At 61.7% G+C, this 15945-nt stretch carries 15 protein-coding genes; 4 read left to right on the top strand and 11 right to left on the bottom strand.

Annotated elements, in window-relative coordinates; genetic code table 11:
* The first annotated feature begins 53 nt into the window (after positions 1-53).
* Positions 54-2231 (top strand): acylase, encoded by a 2178-nt coding sequence (locus tag HY30_RS16990; RefSeq protein ID WP_241765768.1) that lies wholly within the window; start codon positions 54-56, stop codon positions 2229-2231.
* An 11-nt stretch (positions 2232-2242) separates the two neighbouring features.
* The gene (locus tag HY30_RS16985; protein ID WP_241765767.1) at positions 2243-3814 is read left to right on the top strand and encodes a CRTAC1 family protein; all 1572 of its coding nucleotides are present in this window, start codon (positions 2243-2245) and stop codon (positions 3812-3814) included.
* 84 nt (positions 3815-3898) lie between these two features.
* Here the strand turns inward: HY30_RS16985 and HY30_RS16980 are convergent, their stop codons facing one another.
* The gene (locus HY30_RS16980) at positions 3899-4393 is read right to left on the bottom strand and encodes a group I truncated hemoglobin (protein WP_081812336.1); all 495 of its coding nucleotides are present in this window, start codon (positions 4391-4393) and stop codon (positions 3899-3901) included.
* A 1-nt stretch (position 4394) separates the two neighbouring features.
* On the bottom strand, positions 4395-5288 hold the full coding sequence (locus HY30_RS16975; protein WP_051615625.1) for a DUF3034 family protein: 894 nt from the start codon (positions 5286-5288) through the stop codon (positions 4395-4397).
* Positions 5289-5384: 96 nt separating this feature from the next.
* Between HY30_RS16975 and HY30_RS16970 the strand changes: the two genes are divergently transcribed.
* Together HY30_RS16970 and HY30_RS16965 are read left to right on the top strand one after the other, a co-directional pair.
* Positions 5385-5993, top strand: a complete 609-nt coding sequence (locus HY30_RS16970) for a cupredoxin domain-containing protein (RefSeq protein ID WP_034743630.1) — start codon at positions 5385-5387, stop codon at positions 5991-5993.
* A gap of 14 nt (positions 5994-6007) precedes the next feature.
* The gene (locus HY30_RS16965) at positions 6008-8272 is read left to right on the top strand and encodes a putative bifunctional diguanylate cyclase/phosphodiesterase (protein WP_034743627.1); all 2265 of its coding nucleotides are present in this window, start codon (positions 6008-6010) and stop codon (positions 8270-8272) included.
* Here HY30_RS16965 and HY30_RS16960 read toward each other — a convergent pair.
* The 9 genes from HY30_RS16960 to HY30_RS16920 form a co-directional block, all read right to left on the bottom strand.
* Complete coding sequence (locus tag HY30_RS16960; protein ID WP_034743624.1) at positions 8241-9017, bottom strand: energy transducer TonB family protein; 777 nt, start codon at positions 9015-9017, stop codon at positions 8241-8243. The two genes, HY30_RS16965 and HY30_RS16960, sit on opposite strands and share 32 nt — an antisense overlap.
* Positions 9014-9433 (bottom strand): ExbD/TolR family protein, encoded by a 420-nt coding sequence (locus HY30_RS16955; protein WP_051615623.1) that lies wholly within the window; start codon positions 9431-9433, stop codon positions 9014-9016. The genes HY30_RS16960 and HY30_RS16955 overlap by 4 nt, the downstream gene beginning before the upstream one ends.
* Positions 9430-9783: an ExbD/TolR family protein gene (locus tag HY30_RS16950; RefSeq protein WP_034743620.1), complete on the bottom strand. Its 354-nt coding sequence runs from the start codon at positions 9781-9783 to the stop codon at positions 9430-9432. Before HY30_RS16950 ends, HY30_RS16955 begins: the two co-directional genes overlap by 4 nt.
* A 22-nt stretch (positions 9784-9805) precedes the next feature.
* Positions 9806-10510 carry a MotA/TolQ/ExbB proton channel family protein gene (locus HY30_RS16945; RefSeq protein WP_034743617.1) on the bottom strand — a complete coding sequence of 235 codons (705 nt, stop codon included), beginning with the start codon at positions 10508-10510 and terminating at the stop codon, positions 9806-9808.
* A 37-nt stretch (positions 10511-10547) separates the two neighbouring features.
* The gene (locus HY30_RS16940) at positions 10548-11228 is read right to left on the bottom strand and encodes a Fe2+-dependent dioxygenase (RefSeq protein WP_034743615.1); all 681 of its coding nucleotides are present in this window, start codon (positions 11226-11228) and stop codon (positions 10548-10550) included.
* Positions 11229-11295: 67 nt separating this feature from the next.
* Entirely contained in the window at positions 11296-13497 is a 2202-nt protein-coding gene (locus tag HY30_RS16935; protein WP_034743612.1) for a TonB-dependent receptor, read from the bottom strand.
* A gap of 134 nt (positions 13498-13631) precedes the next feature.
* Positions 13632-14591, bottom strand: a complete 960-nt coding sequence (locus HY30_RS16930) for an FAD:protein FMN transferase (protein ID WP_051615622.1) — start codon at positions 14589-14591, stop codon at positions 13632-13634.
* Between the two features lies 1 nt (position 14592).
* Positions 14593-15414: a DUF4198 domain-containing protein gene (locus HY30_RS16925; protein WP_034743610.1), complete on the bottom strand. Its 822-nt coding sequence runs from the start codon at positions 15412-15414 to the stop codon at positions 14593-14595.
* A gap of 12 nt (positions 15415-15426) precedes the next feature.
* The gene (locus HY30_RS16920) at positions 15427-15939 is read right to left on the bottom strand and encodes a DUF2271 domain-containing protein (RefSeq protein ID WP_034743608.1); all 513 of its coding nucleotides are present in this window, start codon (positions 15937-15939) and stop codon (positions 15427-15429) included.
* Positions 15940-15945 lie beyond the last annotated feature (6 nt).

Genomic DNA, 15945 nt, shown 5'->3' with positions numbered 1-15945 from the left:
GAAACCGTCTTCGGCCTGCCTTCTTTTTCAAAAGATTCTGAAGGGAACGACATATGAGGTGGATTGCATTAACCTGCATGGCCGTCGTCCAGCTGGCGGTAGCTGGCTGTACAACACAGACGGAAGAGGCGGCTGTCACTGAGACACTCGTTGTGGAAGCGCCAGCCGAAGATGCGGTAACGCCGATCCACGATGACCGTCCGGACGTCGTCAAGAATGAGATCCTGTGGGACACCTACGGCGTTCCCCATATTTACGGCACGGATGCCGAGAGCGTCTTCTACGGCTACGGCTGGGCCCAGCTGCACAGTCATGCCAACACGGTGCTGCGCCTCTATGGCGAAGCCCGCGGCAAGGGCGCCGAATACTGGGGCCCTGAATACGAAGAGACAGCCAAGTGGCTTGTCATGAACGGCACACCTGAGCGCGCCCAGGTCTGGTATGACGCCTATTCACCGGAATTCCGCGCCAAACTTGATGCCTTTGCAGAAGGCATGAACGCCTATGCTGCGTCCCATCCTGACGAGATCGACGAAGAGCTGAAAGTCGTCCTGCCCGTCAGCGGCGTCGACGTTGTTGCCCACGCGCACCGCCTGATGAATTTTGTCTATGTTGCTTCACCCAACCGCACGATCGGGGAGGGCGATCCGCCCGAGCTGGAGCAGCAGGGCTCGAATACATGGGCGGTCGGTCCCTCGAAGACCGAAAGCGGCAACACGATGCTGCTGCAGAACCCGCACCTGCCCTGGACCGTGCCTTTCTTCATCTATTATGAAGCTCACCTCGTGGGGCCGGACTTTGAAGTCTATGGCGCGACGCAGATCGGCCTGCCGGTCATCCGCTTTGCCTTCAACCAGCAGATGGGCATTTCCAACACGGTCAACGGCATGGTCGGCGCAACGACCTATGAACTGACCCTCAAGGACAATGGCTATCTGTTCGATGGCGAAGTGCTGCCATTTGAAGTGAAGGAAACATCTTACAAGGTGAAGCAGCCGGACGGGTCCGAACTCGAAGTGCCGCTGAGCATTCGCTATACCGTTCACGGACCTGTCTTTGACCGTCCTGACGGCAAGACGGTTGCCCTGCGCGTGGCGGGTCTCGACCGTGGCGGCATGCTCGAACAGTATTTCGACATGGTGACCTCCGATAGCCATGACGATTTCACCGAGGCCATGTCGCGCCTTCAGGTGCCGACTTTCAACATCAGCTATGCTGATCGTGACGGGCACATTGAGTATATCTTCAATGGAATTGCGCCCAAGCGTTCTTCTGGCGATATCAAGTTCTGGCAGGGCCTCGTTCCCGGCGACACATCCGAATACTTGTGGACGGATGTCCACCCGTATGAAGACCTGCCGCGTGTGACCGATCCAGAGAGTGGCTTCGTGGCCAACTCCAATGATCCGCCATGGGAAGCGACCCTGCCTGTCGCATACAAGCCGGAAGACTTCCCGCCTTACTTTGCGCCCCGTACGCCTCTCTCCATGCGTGCGCAGGACTCGTTGACCATGATGACCGAAGCGGAGGACATCACGCTTGATGATTTCGTGGAACTCAAACTGGCCCAGCATGCCCTGATGGCGGAACGTGTCCTGCCGGACCTGCTGGCTGCCGCTGCGAACGATCCTGATCCCGACATGCAGGCCGCTGTAAAGCTCCTGTCCGACTGGGACCGGACTTTCTCGAAAGAGAACCGCGCCGGTGTCCTGTTTGAAGCCTGGGGCAAGCTGTTCGCTGGCCCACGCATGACAGGTCTCGACGGGTTTGCCGTGCCGTGGTCTGCCGACGAGCCGATCACCACACCATCAGGCCTGAAGGATCCGGAAGCAGCCGTTGAAATGCTGCGCAAGGCGATTGCCAGCACGAAGGCAAGCTATGGCCAGATCGATCCGGTCTATGGTGATGTCTCGCGCTTCATCCTGGATGGCCTTGATGTTCCGGGTAGCGGTGGCTACGGCAATCTTGGCTCGTTCGACGTGATCACATGGTCTGAGCCGAAAGATGGAATTCGTATCCCGACACATGGTGAAACATGGGTTGCCATGGTCGAGTTCTCCACGCCCATCAAGGCTTACGGCCTGATGAGCTATGGCAACGCACGCCAGCCGGGCACGACGCACTATAACGACCAACTCCAGATGCTCTCGGACAACAAGTTCCGCGAACTCTGGCTGCGCCGTGAACAGGTTGAGGCCCATGTCTCCGAAGTCACGCCAATCGATCGGTAGGACATATCAACATGAAAGCCAGATACATGCAGTCTCTCAGGATATTGCCTTCCCTCGGCGTGCTGGCTCTCCTGGCCGCATGCGCAACGACCCCTGAAGAGCCGGTCGTGTTCGAGACGCCATCCTTCACATCCGTGCAGCCAGAGCTGTTCGGCGTGGTGGGGTCGCTCTCGAACGTTTGGGGTGACTTTGACAATGACGGCGATCTCGATTTCGCCGTCTCGCTCAAGGGCGGGGAGATCCGTCTCTATTTGCAAGACAATGGCGTGTTCACCAGTGTCGGGGAGTCCTATGGCTTGCCGGTATCAGGCCCCGAATTCCGGGGCCTGAGCTGGGGTGATTATGATGGCGACGGGGATCTTGATCTCTTCGCCGGGGCGACCAGTCCGAAAGAACTCACCCGCGTCTTCCGCAATGATGGTGGCACCGGCTTTACCAATGTCGCTGCAGATATCGGGCTGACCATTCCCGGACGCTCGGCCCGCCAGTCCAACTGGGTCGACTATGACAATGATGGCGACCTGGATCTCTATTCGGGCGACCGGATGGTTCCTGACCAGTCTTTCCCTGGCATGGATGCCAATCCGGACGCCTCCAACAAGCTCTTCGCGAATACGAACGCCGTGTTCTCCCAAGTATTCGCAGGAGAAGGACCAACAGACGCCCGACCAACCGTGGGCGTCTGTTGGTTCGACTACAACAAGGATGGCAGGCTGGATGTCTTCCTAGCCAACCAGTCCGGTGCAACCGATGCGCTCTGGCGCAATGACGGAGACTCTTTCGTCGATGTCGCGCCCGAACTTGGCGTTGATACACCCGGCCGCACCAAGGAAGAGGGCGGCGTGGGCTGCGCCATTGGTGACTATGACAATGACGGCAATCTCGATATTTACCTGTCAGCCTATGGCCCGAACCAGCTCTATCACAACAATGGCGACGGCACCTTCACCGAGGTCGGTGAAGCGCTTGGTGTGACCGAGCCGGACCACGTCGTCAGCGCCGAGTGGGGCGATTATGACAATGATGGCGACCTGGACCTGTTCGTTGTCGGTTATGAGGGCCCCTCCGGCGAGCAAGAGCCTCACAATATGTTCTATCGCAATGACGGCGCCGCCGACTTCGTGAACATTCTTGTGCCGGGTGACATGCTGAATGCCGGAGACCACGGTGTCGTCTGGGTCGACTATGACCGCGATGGCGACCTCGACCTCTCGCTCACGGATGGCTACGGCCCTGAGGGCGGTCACTTCGTCTTCAGGAACGAGATGAGCCCGGCCGGTCAGGCCCGCTCGCTCGAAGTCCTCCTGCTCGACAGCAAGGGGCATTTCACCGTGCCCGGCGCTGAAGTCCGTCTCTATGACAAGGCAGGCAAATTGCTCGCCACGCGCATGGTCACGACAGGCGGGGGCTATAATGCCCAGAGCGCAATACCTGTACATTTTGGATTGAAGTCCACTGGGGCCGTCACACTCGAAGTTACGTGGATGACGCCCGACGGCCGGAAGACCCAGACCATGAAGGGCGTAAAGCCCTCCGACTGGGCCGGAAAGCTGCTCGAAATCCGCAAGCCGGTGGACTTCTAGGCGCCTGGGGTCACCCCCGTCCCCAGGCGCCCCTCGTCTCGTATGAGGGATAATTGAAGTGAATGTGACGCGCTGGGGCCTGCCTCAGCGCGTCACGACATCCCGCTTCATGGGCGCAAGTTTGGCAATCAGCTTGTTCTGCATTGCAAACGGAACGCCCTCCGTATCCATTGCAAACTGCAGGCTCTCGACGAGGGCGTTAAATTCGCGCGTCGTGATGCCCTGGTCCTTGTGCGCGGCCACCATATCGCGGCCGGTATAATCGCAAGGCCCATCCAGCAGGTAGCAGAACTGCTCCTTCAGTGTCCGGCGCAAGCGTACCAGGTCTGATGCGCGGAATATTTCCTCAATGCGCGGATCGACGGTCACCCGGTCGACAAGGTCGTCCACAATCCTGTCGATGCCGGCCTGTCCATGGAAGGCGGCAAACATGTCCGGATTGTCCACCGGCTCAGCTCCTGCATTTGCGTTGGAAACCTCATAGGGATCGACAGGCAGTTCGCCTGGCAGGGTATCGGCCATAGCCAGCGTGCCTGTCAGGCATGTTCCGGCAAGGGCGGCAATGCAAAGGCGGTACATGTCAAAATCCTACCTGAAGTGAAAGATAGAGGCCGCGCTGTTCATCGAACGTCGCAATCGAGCCGAGGTCGGCATATGCGGCAGAAACGGTCATCTCTTTATTGATGGCATAGGCTGCAAACAGATCCAGCCAGGCATCTTCTTCTGCGAAGGCCAGATTGTCCGGCTTTGCCCTGTATTCGCCGCCGACAATCAGGCGCTTGCTCAGCATGTAACCCAGCGACACTTCAGGGTAGATGGAGGCCTCCGATGTGCCCCCGAAGCCGAGCAGTCCATTCTGGTTCGCATCCGTATAGCGCAAGGTTCCCCCGAGGAGCAGGCTCTGCGCGAGCAGCAGTTTTGTAGCAGAGACATAGAACTCGACGCCGCTATCATCCTCTGCGCCCAGGGCGGAAAGCAGACTGCCATGGTCGGCCTGCTTGTAAACAGCGCCAATGGCGACCTGCGGCATCCAGGTATCCTGGTCATAAATCGCGTCGCCTGCGACGCGGACCTTCATGGCGACAATGTCCTGGCTGAATGTGTATCCGTCAGGCAGGCCCAGTTTTGGTCCGGTGCTTCCGGTATCGAGCGCCTGATGCGTATAGCTGAACTCCAATCGGTCGCGCAGGCCGATGCCCGCGCCATACGAGATCACGTCGAAATCAGGCAGGATCACGCTTGTAAGGTGGGCCGTCGCGCCGATTCCCCGATCCGTTTCGTTTCCAGTGATGAGAGCCCATGGAACGATTCCGCCGCCGCCGCTGCCATCAACGGATGAAATGCCCCGCGTCAGCAACAGCTTGCCTCCGGGCTCGATATCGTCGGCATTACTGGGGCCGGCAACGCAGAGCCACGCAGTCGTGCAACACAAGATTGTATTTCTGGTGAGCAATGAGAGGGGGGTGAGTGCCATTGTGCGCTCCCTGTCTGGATCGGCGATTATCAATAAAGACTGGGCTTACAGCCGGAATGTTAACGATCACGTAAACCATATATGCGACTGATCTGTATGCGTAATCTCATCCTCTTCCTTGTGTTTGCAACTATAAGTAAAGGTGCGTTTGCGCTTGAAATCAACGTAAAAGTGATTGACTCTGCTGGCGCTCCGGTCGTCAATGCCGTCGTTCTGGGGCCTGCGTCGCCAGGCGTCTCGCCTCCCACACAGTTCGCCTGGCCCAACATGATGGAGCAGAAGGACATCGCCTTCTCTCCCTATATTCTCGTTGTTCCCGTCGGCAGCGAAGTCCGGTTTCCCAATCGCGACCGTGTGCGCCACCACGTCTATTCCTTTTCCAAGGGAAACCGCTTCGAGCTCAAGCTTTATGGTCAGGACGAGACCCGGCATCTCGCCTTCAAAACGCCTGGCATCGTCGCCGTCGGCTGCAACATTCATGACGAGATGATTGGTTACATTCGCGTCGTCGATACGCCCTACGCAGCCATCACCGACGCTGAAGGTGTTGCCAGGCTGACAGGCATGAAAGATACCAACGGCAAGGTCACGGTCTGGCATCCGGATCTCGCCGGCGGAAAGGATATCGTTGTTCCTTACGATTCCAGCCAGGCCGAAACCGTGGCGAAGCTCGACGGGAAAACAGCTGAACACGCGCATCACTAGAGGTATATGACCTGATGTTCCGTCATCTGAAGACAAAGCTTACGCTTGCCTATGGTGGACTCCTGGGGCTCATCCTTCTCGCTGTAGCGGGATTGGTTCTGGTCTCGGTCGCGCATTCTGCCCGCACAAATGTCGGCGCTGAGCTGGAAGCCACAGCGTCTGTTTACGAGCGTCTCTGGCAAGTCAATGAAGCACAGCTCGCTGACAACGCCGATCTCATGTCGCGCGACTTCGGCTTCCGTGAAGCCGTTGCCACGCATGATTCCGAGACGGTCGCATCGGCGCTGGAAAACCTCCGCAATCGCTTGGGCCTCGCGCGGGCCTTCCTTGTCTTTGAGGATGGAAGCGCCCTCGAGGCGGGGCAGGGCCGTTCGCTCACGACGCCTGCTGCAGTTATGGATGCCGTTCTCGCTGACGATCACGCGAGTGGTCTGCTTGCGATTTCGGGTGTTCAATACCAGGCTGTGTCTGCGCCCGTCATGGCGCCCAGACGTGTCGGCTGGGTTATCTTCGCATCCCGCCTCGATACGAACGAATTGCACGAACTTGAGAGCCTCTCGCCGATTGACCTGTCTGCGTCCATTGTGCCCGCGGACGCCGAGGGCGACGTCAACCTGCCGCCCGTCCCGAACGGGATGATCCGGGCCAGCACGCCGCTGGATGGCTTTGGCGCGCTTCCAGCCGGTCAACTCGTGCTGAACTACCCTCTCAAGGCCGCCATGGCACCGTTCCGCCCCATGCTGGTGGCCATCGCGTTTCTGGCCTTCGGCGGCCTCTGCGTCCTGGTAATATGCAGCTGGTTCATCTCGCGCACCCTGACGCTGCCAATCACCCGACTGGATGAGGCCACGCGCCAGATCGCCAGCGGTGTACCTGTTGATCTCAATGTCGGAAGTGTCGACGAGATCGGCCGCCTCGCGCAGAGTTTCTCGGTCATGGCGCGTGAAATTGAGCTGCGGGAGCAGAGCATCCTGAAGATGTCGCTCACAGACACAGAAACCCTTTTGCCTAACCGCCGCGCGCTTTATCAGGCCATTGATCAGATCGACCCTCACGACGGCGGCATGATGTGTGTCGCGATCGGCATTGACCGGCTGTCGCAGATCATGACGGCGATCGGACAATCTGCCACGAACGAGCTGATGGCAACGTTCGGCGCCAGGCTCCAGCAGCATGAGCTTGGGGGAACGACAGGCATCGTGGCGTCAGATGTCATCGGCATACTCGTGCCCGTTTCCAACGGGCTGTCCATCGTCCAGCAGATACTGGATGACGTGTCGCATCCCATTTCCGTGTCAGGTGAGCTGATCGACATCGAGTTGAGCGCGGGCTGCTGTGAAATTGGCAAGTATGGCGTCCTCAGCCCGGTCGATGAGGCTATGGTCGCGCTGCAACAGGGGCGCAGCCGGCGTGAGCGTGTGCAGCTTTTCGATGTGGACCTCTATGGCGACCCAAGCGGCACACTGTCACTGATGAGCGACATGGTCACAGGCCTGTCGGACGGATCGATCTTTCTGGCGTACCAGCCGAAATTTGACTTGCGGCGTGGCGAGGTGCGCAGCGTTGAGGCCCTGCTGCGCTGGGATCATCCTGTCAGGGGCAAGGTCGCGCCTGACAGGTTTGTCGAATTTGCTGAAGAGACCGGTCATATCCGCCCACTCAGCCAGTGGGTTATCAGCCGGGCAAAGGCGGACCGCGAAATCATGGCGGCTGCGGGCCATGACCTGAAGATGTCGGTCAATGTTTCCGGGCGACTCCTGACGGATACGGCCTTTCTCGACTGGGCGATCGCTGAGCTGGACGGCGCCTGTGACCGGTTCTGCTTTGAGGTGACGGAAACGGCGGTCATCGACGATCCGAAAATTGCCCTTGCGAATATCGAACGGGTGCGGGCTGTCGGCATCGAGATCTCGATTGACGATTACGGTTCCGGGCTTTCCTCACTCTCATACCTGAAGCAAATTCCCGCCCAGGAGCTGAAGATCGACAAGAGCTTTGTCCTGAGCCTCAAAAGCCACTCCTCTGACGCGCTCCTGATCAAGTCGACGATCGATCTCGCTCACAGCCTCGGCATGACGGTCACGGTCGAGGGCGTCGAGACAGCGGATGTGTTGCACCTCTTGCAGGCCATGGGAGCCGACGTGGCACAGGGCTATCATATCGCCCGGCCCATGGCGCTTGCGGGCATGATGGACTTCCTGATGGCTGGCGCTCAGCCTGACAAGCAGAGCGTGCTGGGCGCGCTGCCTAGTTCAGCGAATAGGAAATCGGCACTGTAAACGTCAGGTCTGTCGTGTGCAGCTTGTCGGGAGGGGGCGGCAATGGCGACGCGCGGTCGAGCAGGTCGAGTGTTGCCTCGTCGAGGAGGCGGTAGCCCGAGCCCGTCTCGATACGCTTTTCGAGGACATTGCCGCTCGTATCCACCCGGAACCAGACATGCACGACGCCCTGCTGACGGCGGGAACGGGCGGGGTGCGGGTAGCGTTTGTATTTCAGGAACCAGGCCTGCAGCAGGCCGGCATACTGGACCTGGCTTTTCTCCACGCCATTGGGAACACCGAACGGGGCAGCGGAGGCTGTGCCCTTCTTTCCCGAGGATGGCGCGCTCGATCCTGAGGGGGCGCTGCTGGCGGCGGCGCTCGCATTCGAGCTGCTGTCAGACGCGGAAGCTGCCGCAGCCACAGGGCTTGGCGCAACGGAGTCCGGCGCAGGGGCAGTAGGGGCAGGTTCGGGTTCGATGGGCGCTTGTGTGGGCGCCGGAGGGGGCGGTGTGGGGCTTGGCGGGGTAAGTTTGGACCGTTCCGGGGTGGGCTTAGGCCGTTCCTCGGTGGCTTCCGGTTCCCCTGGCTCTTCGAGCACGCCGTCGAGGCGACCTTTCGGGGCCAGCATGATTTCGTGCTCGCTCTCGACCTCGACCGGGGCAGCAACCGGTTCGGAGGTCAGCGTCATGCTTGCGAGGCCCAGGCCATGGGCCGTGAGGGCGCAGGCAAAGGCAACGGGCCAGATAAGCGCCTTGCGGTTCATGGCGCGGCCTGCATCTGGGTGGTGAGTTTCACACGGCTGGCGCCGGCGGAACGGAGCGTTTCGAGGACCGTGATGACCTTGGTGGAGTCTACGTTGCGGTCGGCGACGATGCGGATGGCCTGTTCAGGGTCGGTGAGGACGGCTTCCGTCACGGCGACGTTGAATGCGTCGTCGGTCAAGACATCGTCACCCAGCGCAAAGTGGCCATCGGCGGAGACATAGATGGTCAGCGGCGCCACCTCGCTCTCGCCTTCGACCATGGAGCGGGGCGGGTCGACGTCCACGGGTTCGACTTCGCGGATGACGCCGGCGACGAGAAAGAAGATGAGCAGCAGGAACACGATATTGATGAGCGGCATGATCCGGTCATCAATGCTGGCGAGTTGAGAGGCGTCTTCGCGGGCGGAGAGTTTCACGGCTGGCCCTCCGCATTGCGCAGGGCGATGGAGCGGGCGCCGGAGGCCTTGAGGGCGTCCATGACGCTGACACTGGTTTCAAGCGGGATGCCCGCTGCGACCTGCAGGCTGACCGGATGGCCGGTCGCGAGGCGCGTGTGGAGTGTATCGTCAATGGACTCAAGCGTCAGCGGCTCGCCATTGAAGCGCAGGCCTTCGGCGCCGAGATCCAGCACGATTACCTTGTCGGCCACGTCCGGCGCGGAGGAGAGCGCAGGCGTTGCGAGGTCCATGCTCCGCCGGTCGGCAAAGGTCGAGGTCAGCATGAAGAACAATAGCAGGATGAACACCACATCAATGAGTGGCGTCATCCCGATCTTGCCACTGGCAGACCTAGAGGCTTGCTGCGCGAATTTCATCGGCGGGGCTTTCGGTCCGGCGGGTGAGGTCAGGCGTGAAGATGCGGGTGACGGCGTCTTCGGTGCGGCGGGCCACCTGGAGGATCGTGCGCTCGAACCAGCTGGCAATCGCGACGACCGGAATGGCGACGATGAGACCGGCAGCGGTGGTGAGCAGCGCCGCCCAGATGCCGCCTGACAGGATGGCCGGATCGACATTGCGTCCGGCCGCTTCCATCGCGCGGAAGGCCTGAATCATGCCGAGCACCGTGCCGAGCAGGCCCAGCAGCGGCGACAGCGACCCGATGATCTCCAGCAGGCCGACATGCGATTTCAGGCCGTTGATCTCGGCGGTCGCGACGCGCTCGACTTCCTCACGGACAGCGGCGTCACTGACATCACTGCGGAGGGCGCCACGAATGGCCGTGGCGACCGTGATCGAGGCGGGGTCCTTCGCGCCCTGCACGGCGGCGAGGGCTTCACGGCGATTGCCGTCCCTGAAGAGTTTCACGGCCTTCTCGATATGGCCGGTGCGCCAGATGCCCGTCATCGCGAACTGGGCAAACTTGTAGAGAATGACGGTGAGCGCCACGATGGACATGGCGATCAGCAGCCAGACGACAGGACCGCCAGCGATCACGAGGTCGAAGGCGCCGCCTGTGCTGCCTGTCGCCGGGGCGAGGGTTGCTTGGGAATCCATGGTTCAGGCGCCTTTCAGGGCTGGATAGTGCGGCAGGTCAGGCATCGGCCCACCTGCGGACGAGGTTGTGATAGATGCCGGTCAGGCGGACGACGGATGCCTGGTCCGCGCCCGTGGCGGCGAGGGACTGGATGGAGCTGTCGAGTTCGAACAGGAGCGTGCGCTGGCCATCGTCGCGCACCATGCTCTGCATCCAGAAAAAGGAGGAGACGCGGGCGCCGCGCGTGACGGGCGTGACACGGTGCACGCTGGTGGATGGATAGAGGATCATGTCGCCGGCGGGCAGCTTGACCGAATGCGATCCATACGTGTCGTCGATGACGAGCTCGCCGCCATCATAGGAGTCGGGCTCTGCGAGGAAGAGCGTCGCCGACAGGTCGGTGCGGATGCGGAAATCGCTGCCGCGCACGGGGCGGATCGCGTTGTCGACATGGTTGCCGAAATTCTGGCCGCCTTCATAGCGGTTGAAGAGGGGCGGATAGACCTTCAGCGGCAGGGCCGCCGAGATGAAAAGCGGATGACGCTGCAGCGCGTCCAGCACGGCGTCGCCCGCCTTGCGGCATTGCGGGCTCGTCTCGTCGAGCTGGGCATTGCGCTTGGCCTGTGCGGCCTGGGCGCCGGATGTGACATTGCCGTCGAGCCAGGGCCCTGAATCGATAAGGCCGCGCATGGCGGCGACGTCTGCCTTGGACAGGACTTCTGGAATTCGGATCAGCATAGCGTTGTGTGTTCTCGTGCAGGGAGGCCGGGGCCACAGCCTTTCAGCTGCGGCCCCTTCCTGATGGCTAGTATTTGAATTTGAGGCTTCCGATGATCGACCGTCCCGGGGCGATGGTTGCCATATGGGTCGTGTAGACCCGGTCATAGTAGCGCTCGTCGGTCAGGTTGTTCGCGTTGAGCTGGAAGTCGATATTCTGCGTGATGGCGTAGGAGACCATCGCGTCATATTTCCAGTAGCTGTCGACGCTCTTTGTGTTGGACGTATCGCCGAACCGTATGGACATGTAGGTCGCGCCGCCCCCGACGGAGAGCTTCGGCAGGATGTCATACGTGGTCCAGAGCGAGACGCTGTGTTCCGGCGTATTGGGCAGCGTGTTGCCGACCGTATCGACGTTGATCGGGCCCGCATCGATGATTTCGGAGTCCATGTAGCTGTAACCGGCAAACACATCCCATTGCGGCGTGATGGAGCCGGTCGCGCTGAGCTCGACACCCTGCACACGCTGCTCGCCAATGGCTTGCTGCGCGCCGCCACGGCCTGCTTCGACGGAGACGTGACCGTCCACGATCTCGTTGCGGAAAATGGCGGCGTTGACGGCGAGGTCGCGGCCCTCAGGCTCCCACTTCACGCCGACTTCCATGTTCCGGTTCTTCTCCGGCTTCAGGTCCTGCTCCGTGACGGAGAGGTTGTCGCTGCCGTCACCGGCGGTGAGGCCGGACGGGCTCGCCGATGTGCCATAGGAGGCATAGAGGCTGGTATTGTAGGTCGGCTTGTAGATCAGGCCGGCCTGGTAGCTGAAGATGAACTCGTGGTTCGACAGGTCGGTCGAGGTCTTCGTGCTGAAATCGTCTCCGCGCACACCGAGGTTCACGATGAACTGGTCATTGAGCGTGATGGAATCGAAGAGGTAGATGCCAGCCGTATCGACTTGCGTCTTGGTCGGATCATTGAGTGAGATCGTGCCGCTCCACGGATCGTTCGGGTTCGGGTTGTAGAGGTCGGTACAATTGTAGCCGCTGGCCGCACCTGCGCCGAAGAGGTCGCAACCGCCGCGCGGGATCGTTTCGTCGCCGGGAGCGAGATAGGTGACGGAATAGGTCGCGCGTTCCGTTTCCTCATGGCCAAGTTCGAGGCCTGCGGAGATGGAATGGGATACGCCGCCCGCGTCGAAGAAGGCCTGGACATCCGTCTGGTTGACGATGGAATCGGTCTTGGAATTGTTGCTCTTCGTGTTGCGGAAGACGAGACCGTTGACGACGTTGCCCTGGCTGTCGTCCGGGTTGGTCGCGATATAGGCATTCTCGGAGCGGCCGATGCGCGTGATGTTGCGCAGGGTCATGAAGCTGTTGAGCTCATGGGAGAGTTCGAGCTGCGCCGAGTCGGTCTGCGTATCGTGGAAGTCGCGGTTGAGCAGGCCATAGAAATTGTCGGGATCGATGCCTTTGACGGGCTGGCCGGTCGTCGTGTCGAGCGGGTGGCCATAGTCGATGATGCCGTCGCTCTCATAGTGGGAATAGCTGAGCGTGGCGCGATCCGGGCTGTTGAGGCCCCAGGTAATGGTTGGCGCAAAGCCCCAGCGATTGTCATAGACGCCGTCGCGGCCGGGGATCTCGGATTCCTGCCACATGCCATTGACGCGTACACCGACGTTTTCGGAGAGGGCTTCGTTGACGTCCAGCGTGGCGCGCTTGTGGTCTGCGTTGCCGAGCGCGATGGAGCCGGCGATGAAGTCGTCGGCCTTGGCGGTCTTGGTGATGAGGTTGAGGCTGCCACCGGCGGCGCCGCGACCGGCCATCGTGCCATTGGCGCCGCGCGAGACTTCGATCTGTTCGAGGTTGAAGACGTCACGCGACTGGGCGGAGGCATCGCGCACGCCGTCGACCATGATGCCGCTGGTGGATTCAGCGCCGCGGATGAACGGCCGGTCGGCGAAGGGCTGGCCGCCTTCACCCATGGCCATCGTGATTCCTGGCACGGTGCGCAGTGCATCCACGAGCGTCGTGGCGGCTGTGTCTTCGAGGACCTTGTCAGTGACCACAGTGATGGAGCGCGGCGTGTCGATCAGCGGCGCGGTGTATTTCGGGGAAACAGGCTCGGCCTTGTATTCCGGCGCTTCGGCTTCGATCGAGACTTCGCCAACGGCAACGGGCTCGGACTCCTGTGCCTGGGCAGTGGCCGTCAGCGGGAAGAAGACGAGGCCCAGCGCTGTTGTCGCCAGCAGGGCGCTCGCGGGGCGTCTTTCGCGTTCGGCTTTGATGAATTCCATGGTTCTACCTTTCCTGAGTGGTCTGCGACTGCGAATTAATTGCAAATTTGACAGGTGGCAAGTGATTTTGAGAATTATTCTCAAGAGAGTCTGCGGGCGTCAGTCGTGACAGGTGATCCGGGCTGCAAGTCATCTCAGTCCTGCATCCGTTTCAGCGTATCGGAGGGCGCAGCAGGGCGGTCGCGGAACTGGAAGAGGGCGGCGATTCCGTGCGCGTTGGCGAGGCGGAGGCCGGTCGCGGGGCCGCTGGCGAAGAGGCCGGTGGCCCAGGCGTCGGCCATGGCGCAGGAGGCGTGCAGGACGCTGACGCTGGCGAGGTCGCCGTCAGCAGGCGCGGCGGCGGGATGGGGCGTGATGTGTGAGAGGCGCTGCCCGTTCTCGAAGCGCATCTTGCGATAGTCCCCCGACGTGGCGAGAGCCTGACCGCAAAGCGCGACGCGCCATCGTGTGGCGGCGCTGAGCGTCTCAATGTCGACCCACCAGGGCAGGCCGTCTGACTTTGGATCGCCGGCGACGAATTCGCCGCCGATCTCTGCGAGGAAGCGCGTGATGCCGAGATCGCGCAAGGCAACGGCGAGCAGGTCGACGGCGTGGCCCTTGGCGATGGCGGAGAGGTCAAGCTGGTAGGCGGCGTGGCGGGTGAGTGTGTGGCCGGTGGGGGCCAGCGTGCGCCATGCGTCGTGCGCGGTTTCGTGCGGCACCGATGAATCAGAGGCGGGGCCGAAACCGAGGCGCGATGTCTCGGCGCCGAGGCAGGGATTGAGGGCGCCGTCCGTGGCGGCGGCAACCTGCAGCGTCACCTCAAGGACATGGGCGAAGGCAGCCGGCAATTCGATCGCGCCGCCAAGCGGCAGGCGATTGAACTGGCTGATCAGGGAGGCGGGCTTCCATGTGCTCATCTGGCGGATGATTTCGGCGAACACGGCTTCCGCTGCGTCGCGGATTGTGTCTGCTTGCATCCCGCGCGGCATATGACAGGTCACGGACCAGTCCGTTCCCATGGTCGAGCCCCCCAGCCGCATGGGCTGGAGGGCTGTACCGGGACGCTCTGGCCGCGCCTGCGGCAGGTCGTGCGGGATGAGCAGGTTCAGCATGCTAGAGGGGCAGGGCCTCGAACGTGGCCGTGTAGGACGAGCGCACTTTCATGGGCATGCCGTCGACAACCGTGTCGCCTTCCGAACCGGCGGTGAACCAGTAGGGGCCGGGCAGTTCCGGCGTGAAGGTGAAGACGCCTTCGGCATTTGTTGTGGCCTTGATGACGCTCGGCGTGTCGCGATAGCGGTCATTGCCAGGCAGGATTTCGACTTCGAGGCCGCTGGCAGGCTTGCCGTCCATCAGGAACTTGAAGCTGACGGGCTCGCCGGTGAAGACATCGTTCGGATGGGTGACGGGCTGGAACTCAAGGCCTTTGCCCGCAGGGGCGAAGACTTCGGTGGACGGTGCGCCGAGCGTGACGAAGGTTTCAACGCTGCGGCTGGACTGGGAGACCTCCACGTCAGGCTTCTTGTCGATGCCTTCCGCGCGCATGTCAGCCAGCGATCCGCGCCAGCGCTTGCGTTCGCCATTCTCTTCCCAGCTGGCGAAGTAGAAAGGCTCTCCGCCGCCCGTGGCGATACGGTAGGTGCCCTGCTGCGTGGCCTTGAAGTCCAGCATGGAGCGGATCTCGCCCTTGGCGGCGTTCTGGATTTCAACGGCGGAGCCGTCAGGCGCGGTGACCGTGATCGTGGCCGGGTCCATGCCGTGATGGTTGGGGAAGAAGAGGTCGTTGGAGATGGCGGCATCGACTGTCACCCATTGCTCGTCGCCCGACAGGGTGAACGAGGAGGGCAGGAGCCAGGCGCGGTGGGCGCTGGCCGTGCCGGCGACGGTGAGGAAGAGGGTGGAGGCGGCGAGCATCCGAAGGGCGAGGCGTTTCATGGGTCGTAGCTCCTATTTGTCGTCGACGAAGGTGAGGGTGATGGCGCCGAGTTCCGTTTCGCCGGAAACGGTTGCGGGCGAGGTGCCCGTGGCGGGCCATGTGAAGGGGATTTGCACCATCTCGCGGCCGCCGACTTCACGGACGGCCTCGACGGTGAGGACATAGTCGCCGGGCTCCAGCGCTGCCGTATCGGTGTCAAAGCTGATCGTGTGGCTGCCGGGCGCCTGGGTCGGGCCGGAGACGCCATCGATGGGCATGTCGAGATCGCGGCCGGCGCGGCGCCACCACTGGCGCAGATCCTTCAGCCAGGTTTCGCCCTCGTCTTCGCCGCGGCGCTCCTGCTGGTACCAGACGGCCAGATTGGCCGCGACCGTGTTGTCGGGATTGGCGATCCAGGCGGCGAGGTAGGGGCGGTGATATTCGGCGACGGTGAGGCGGGGGATTTCGATGCCGACCTCCATCGTGTCAGCGAGGGCGGGGGCGGAGAAGACGGCCAGTCCGGCCAGGGTCAGGATTGCACGCATGGGAGG

The organism is Hyphomonas chukchiensis (assembly GCF_000682695.1).
Lineage (GTDB): Bacteria > Pseudomonadota > Alphaproteobacteria > Caulobacterales > Hyphomonadaceae > Hyphomonas > Hyphomonas chukchiensis.
This window is presented reverse-complemented; position numbering and strand designations above follow the sequence as displayed.

Bases quoted from the DNA above. Each gene is read 5' to 3' on its own strand.
- HY30_RS16960 (WP_034743624.1), bottom strand. From the start codon at position 9,017: ATGAACCGCAAGGCGCTTATCTGGCCCGTTGCCTTTGCCTGCGCCCTC.
- HY30_RS16990 (WP_241765768.1), top strand. From the start codon at position 54: ATGAGGTGGATTGCATTAACCTGCATGGCCGTCGTCCAGCTGGCGGTA.
- HY30_RS16930 (WP_051615622.1), bottom strand. From the start codon at position 14,591: ATGCTGAACCTGCTCATCCCGCACGACCTGCCGCAGGCGCGGCCAGAG.
- HY30_RS16920 (WP_034743608.1), bottom strand. From the start codon at position 15,939: ATGCGTGCAATCCTGACCCTGGCCGGACTGGCCGTCTTCTCCGCCCCC.
- HY30_RS16970 (WP_034743630.1), top strand. From the start codon at position 5,385: ATGCGTAATCTCATCCTCTTCCTTGTGTTTGCAACTATAAGTAAAGGT.
- HY30_RS16980 (WP_081812336.1), bottom strand. From the start codon at position 4,393: ATGTACCGCCTTTGCATTGCCGCCCTTGCCGGAACATGCCTGACAGGC.
- HY30_RS16925 (WP_034743610.1), bottom strand. From the start codon at position 15,414: ATGAAACGCCTCGCCCTTCGGATGCTCGCCGCCTCCACCCTCTTCCTC.
- HY30_RS16950 (WP_034743620.1), bottom strand. From the start codon at position 9,783: ATGACGCCACTCATTGATGTGGTGTTCATCCTGCTATTGTTCTTCATG.
- HY30_RS16975 (WP_051615625.1), bottom strand. From the start codon at position 5,288: ATGGCACTCACCCCCCTCTCATTGCTCACCAGAAATACAATCTTGTGT.
- HY30_RS16985 (WP_241765767.1), top strand. From the start codon at position 2,243: ATGAAAGCCAGATACATGCAGTCTCTCAGGATATTGCCTTCCCTCGGC.
- HY30_RS16965 (WP_034743627.1), top strand. From the start codon at position 6,008: ATGTTCCGTCATCTGAAGACAAAGCTTACGCTTGCCTATGGTGGACTC.
- HY30_RS16940 (WP_034743615.1), bottom strand. From the start codon at position 11,228: ATGCTGATCCGAATTCCAGAAGTCCTGTCCAAGGCAGACGTCGCCGCC.
- HY30_RS16945 (WP_034743617.1), bottom strand. From the start codon at position 10,510: ATGGATTCCCAAGCAACCCTCGCCCCGGCGACAGGCAGCACAGGCGGC.
- HY30_RS16935 (WP_034743612.1), bottom strand. From the start codon at position 13,497: ATGGAATTCATCAAAGCCGAACGCGAAAGACGCCCCGCGAGCGCCCTG.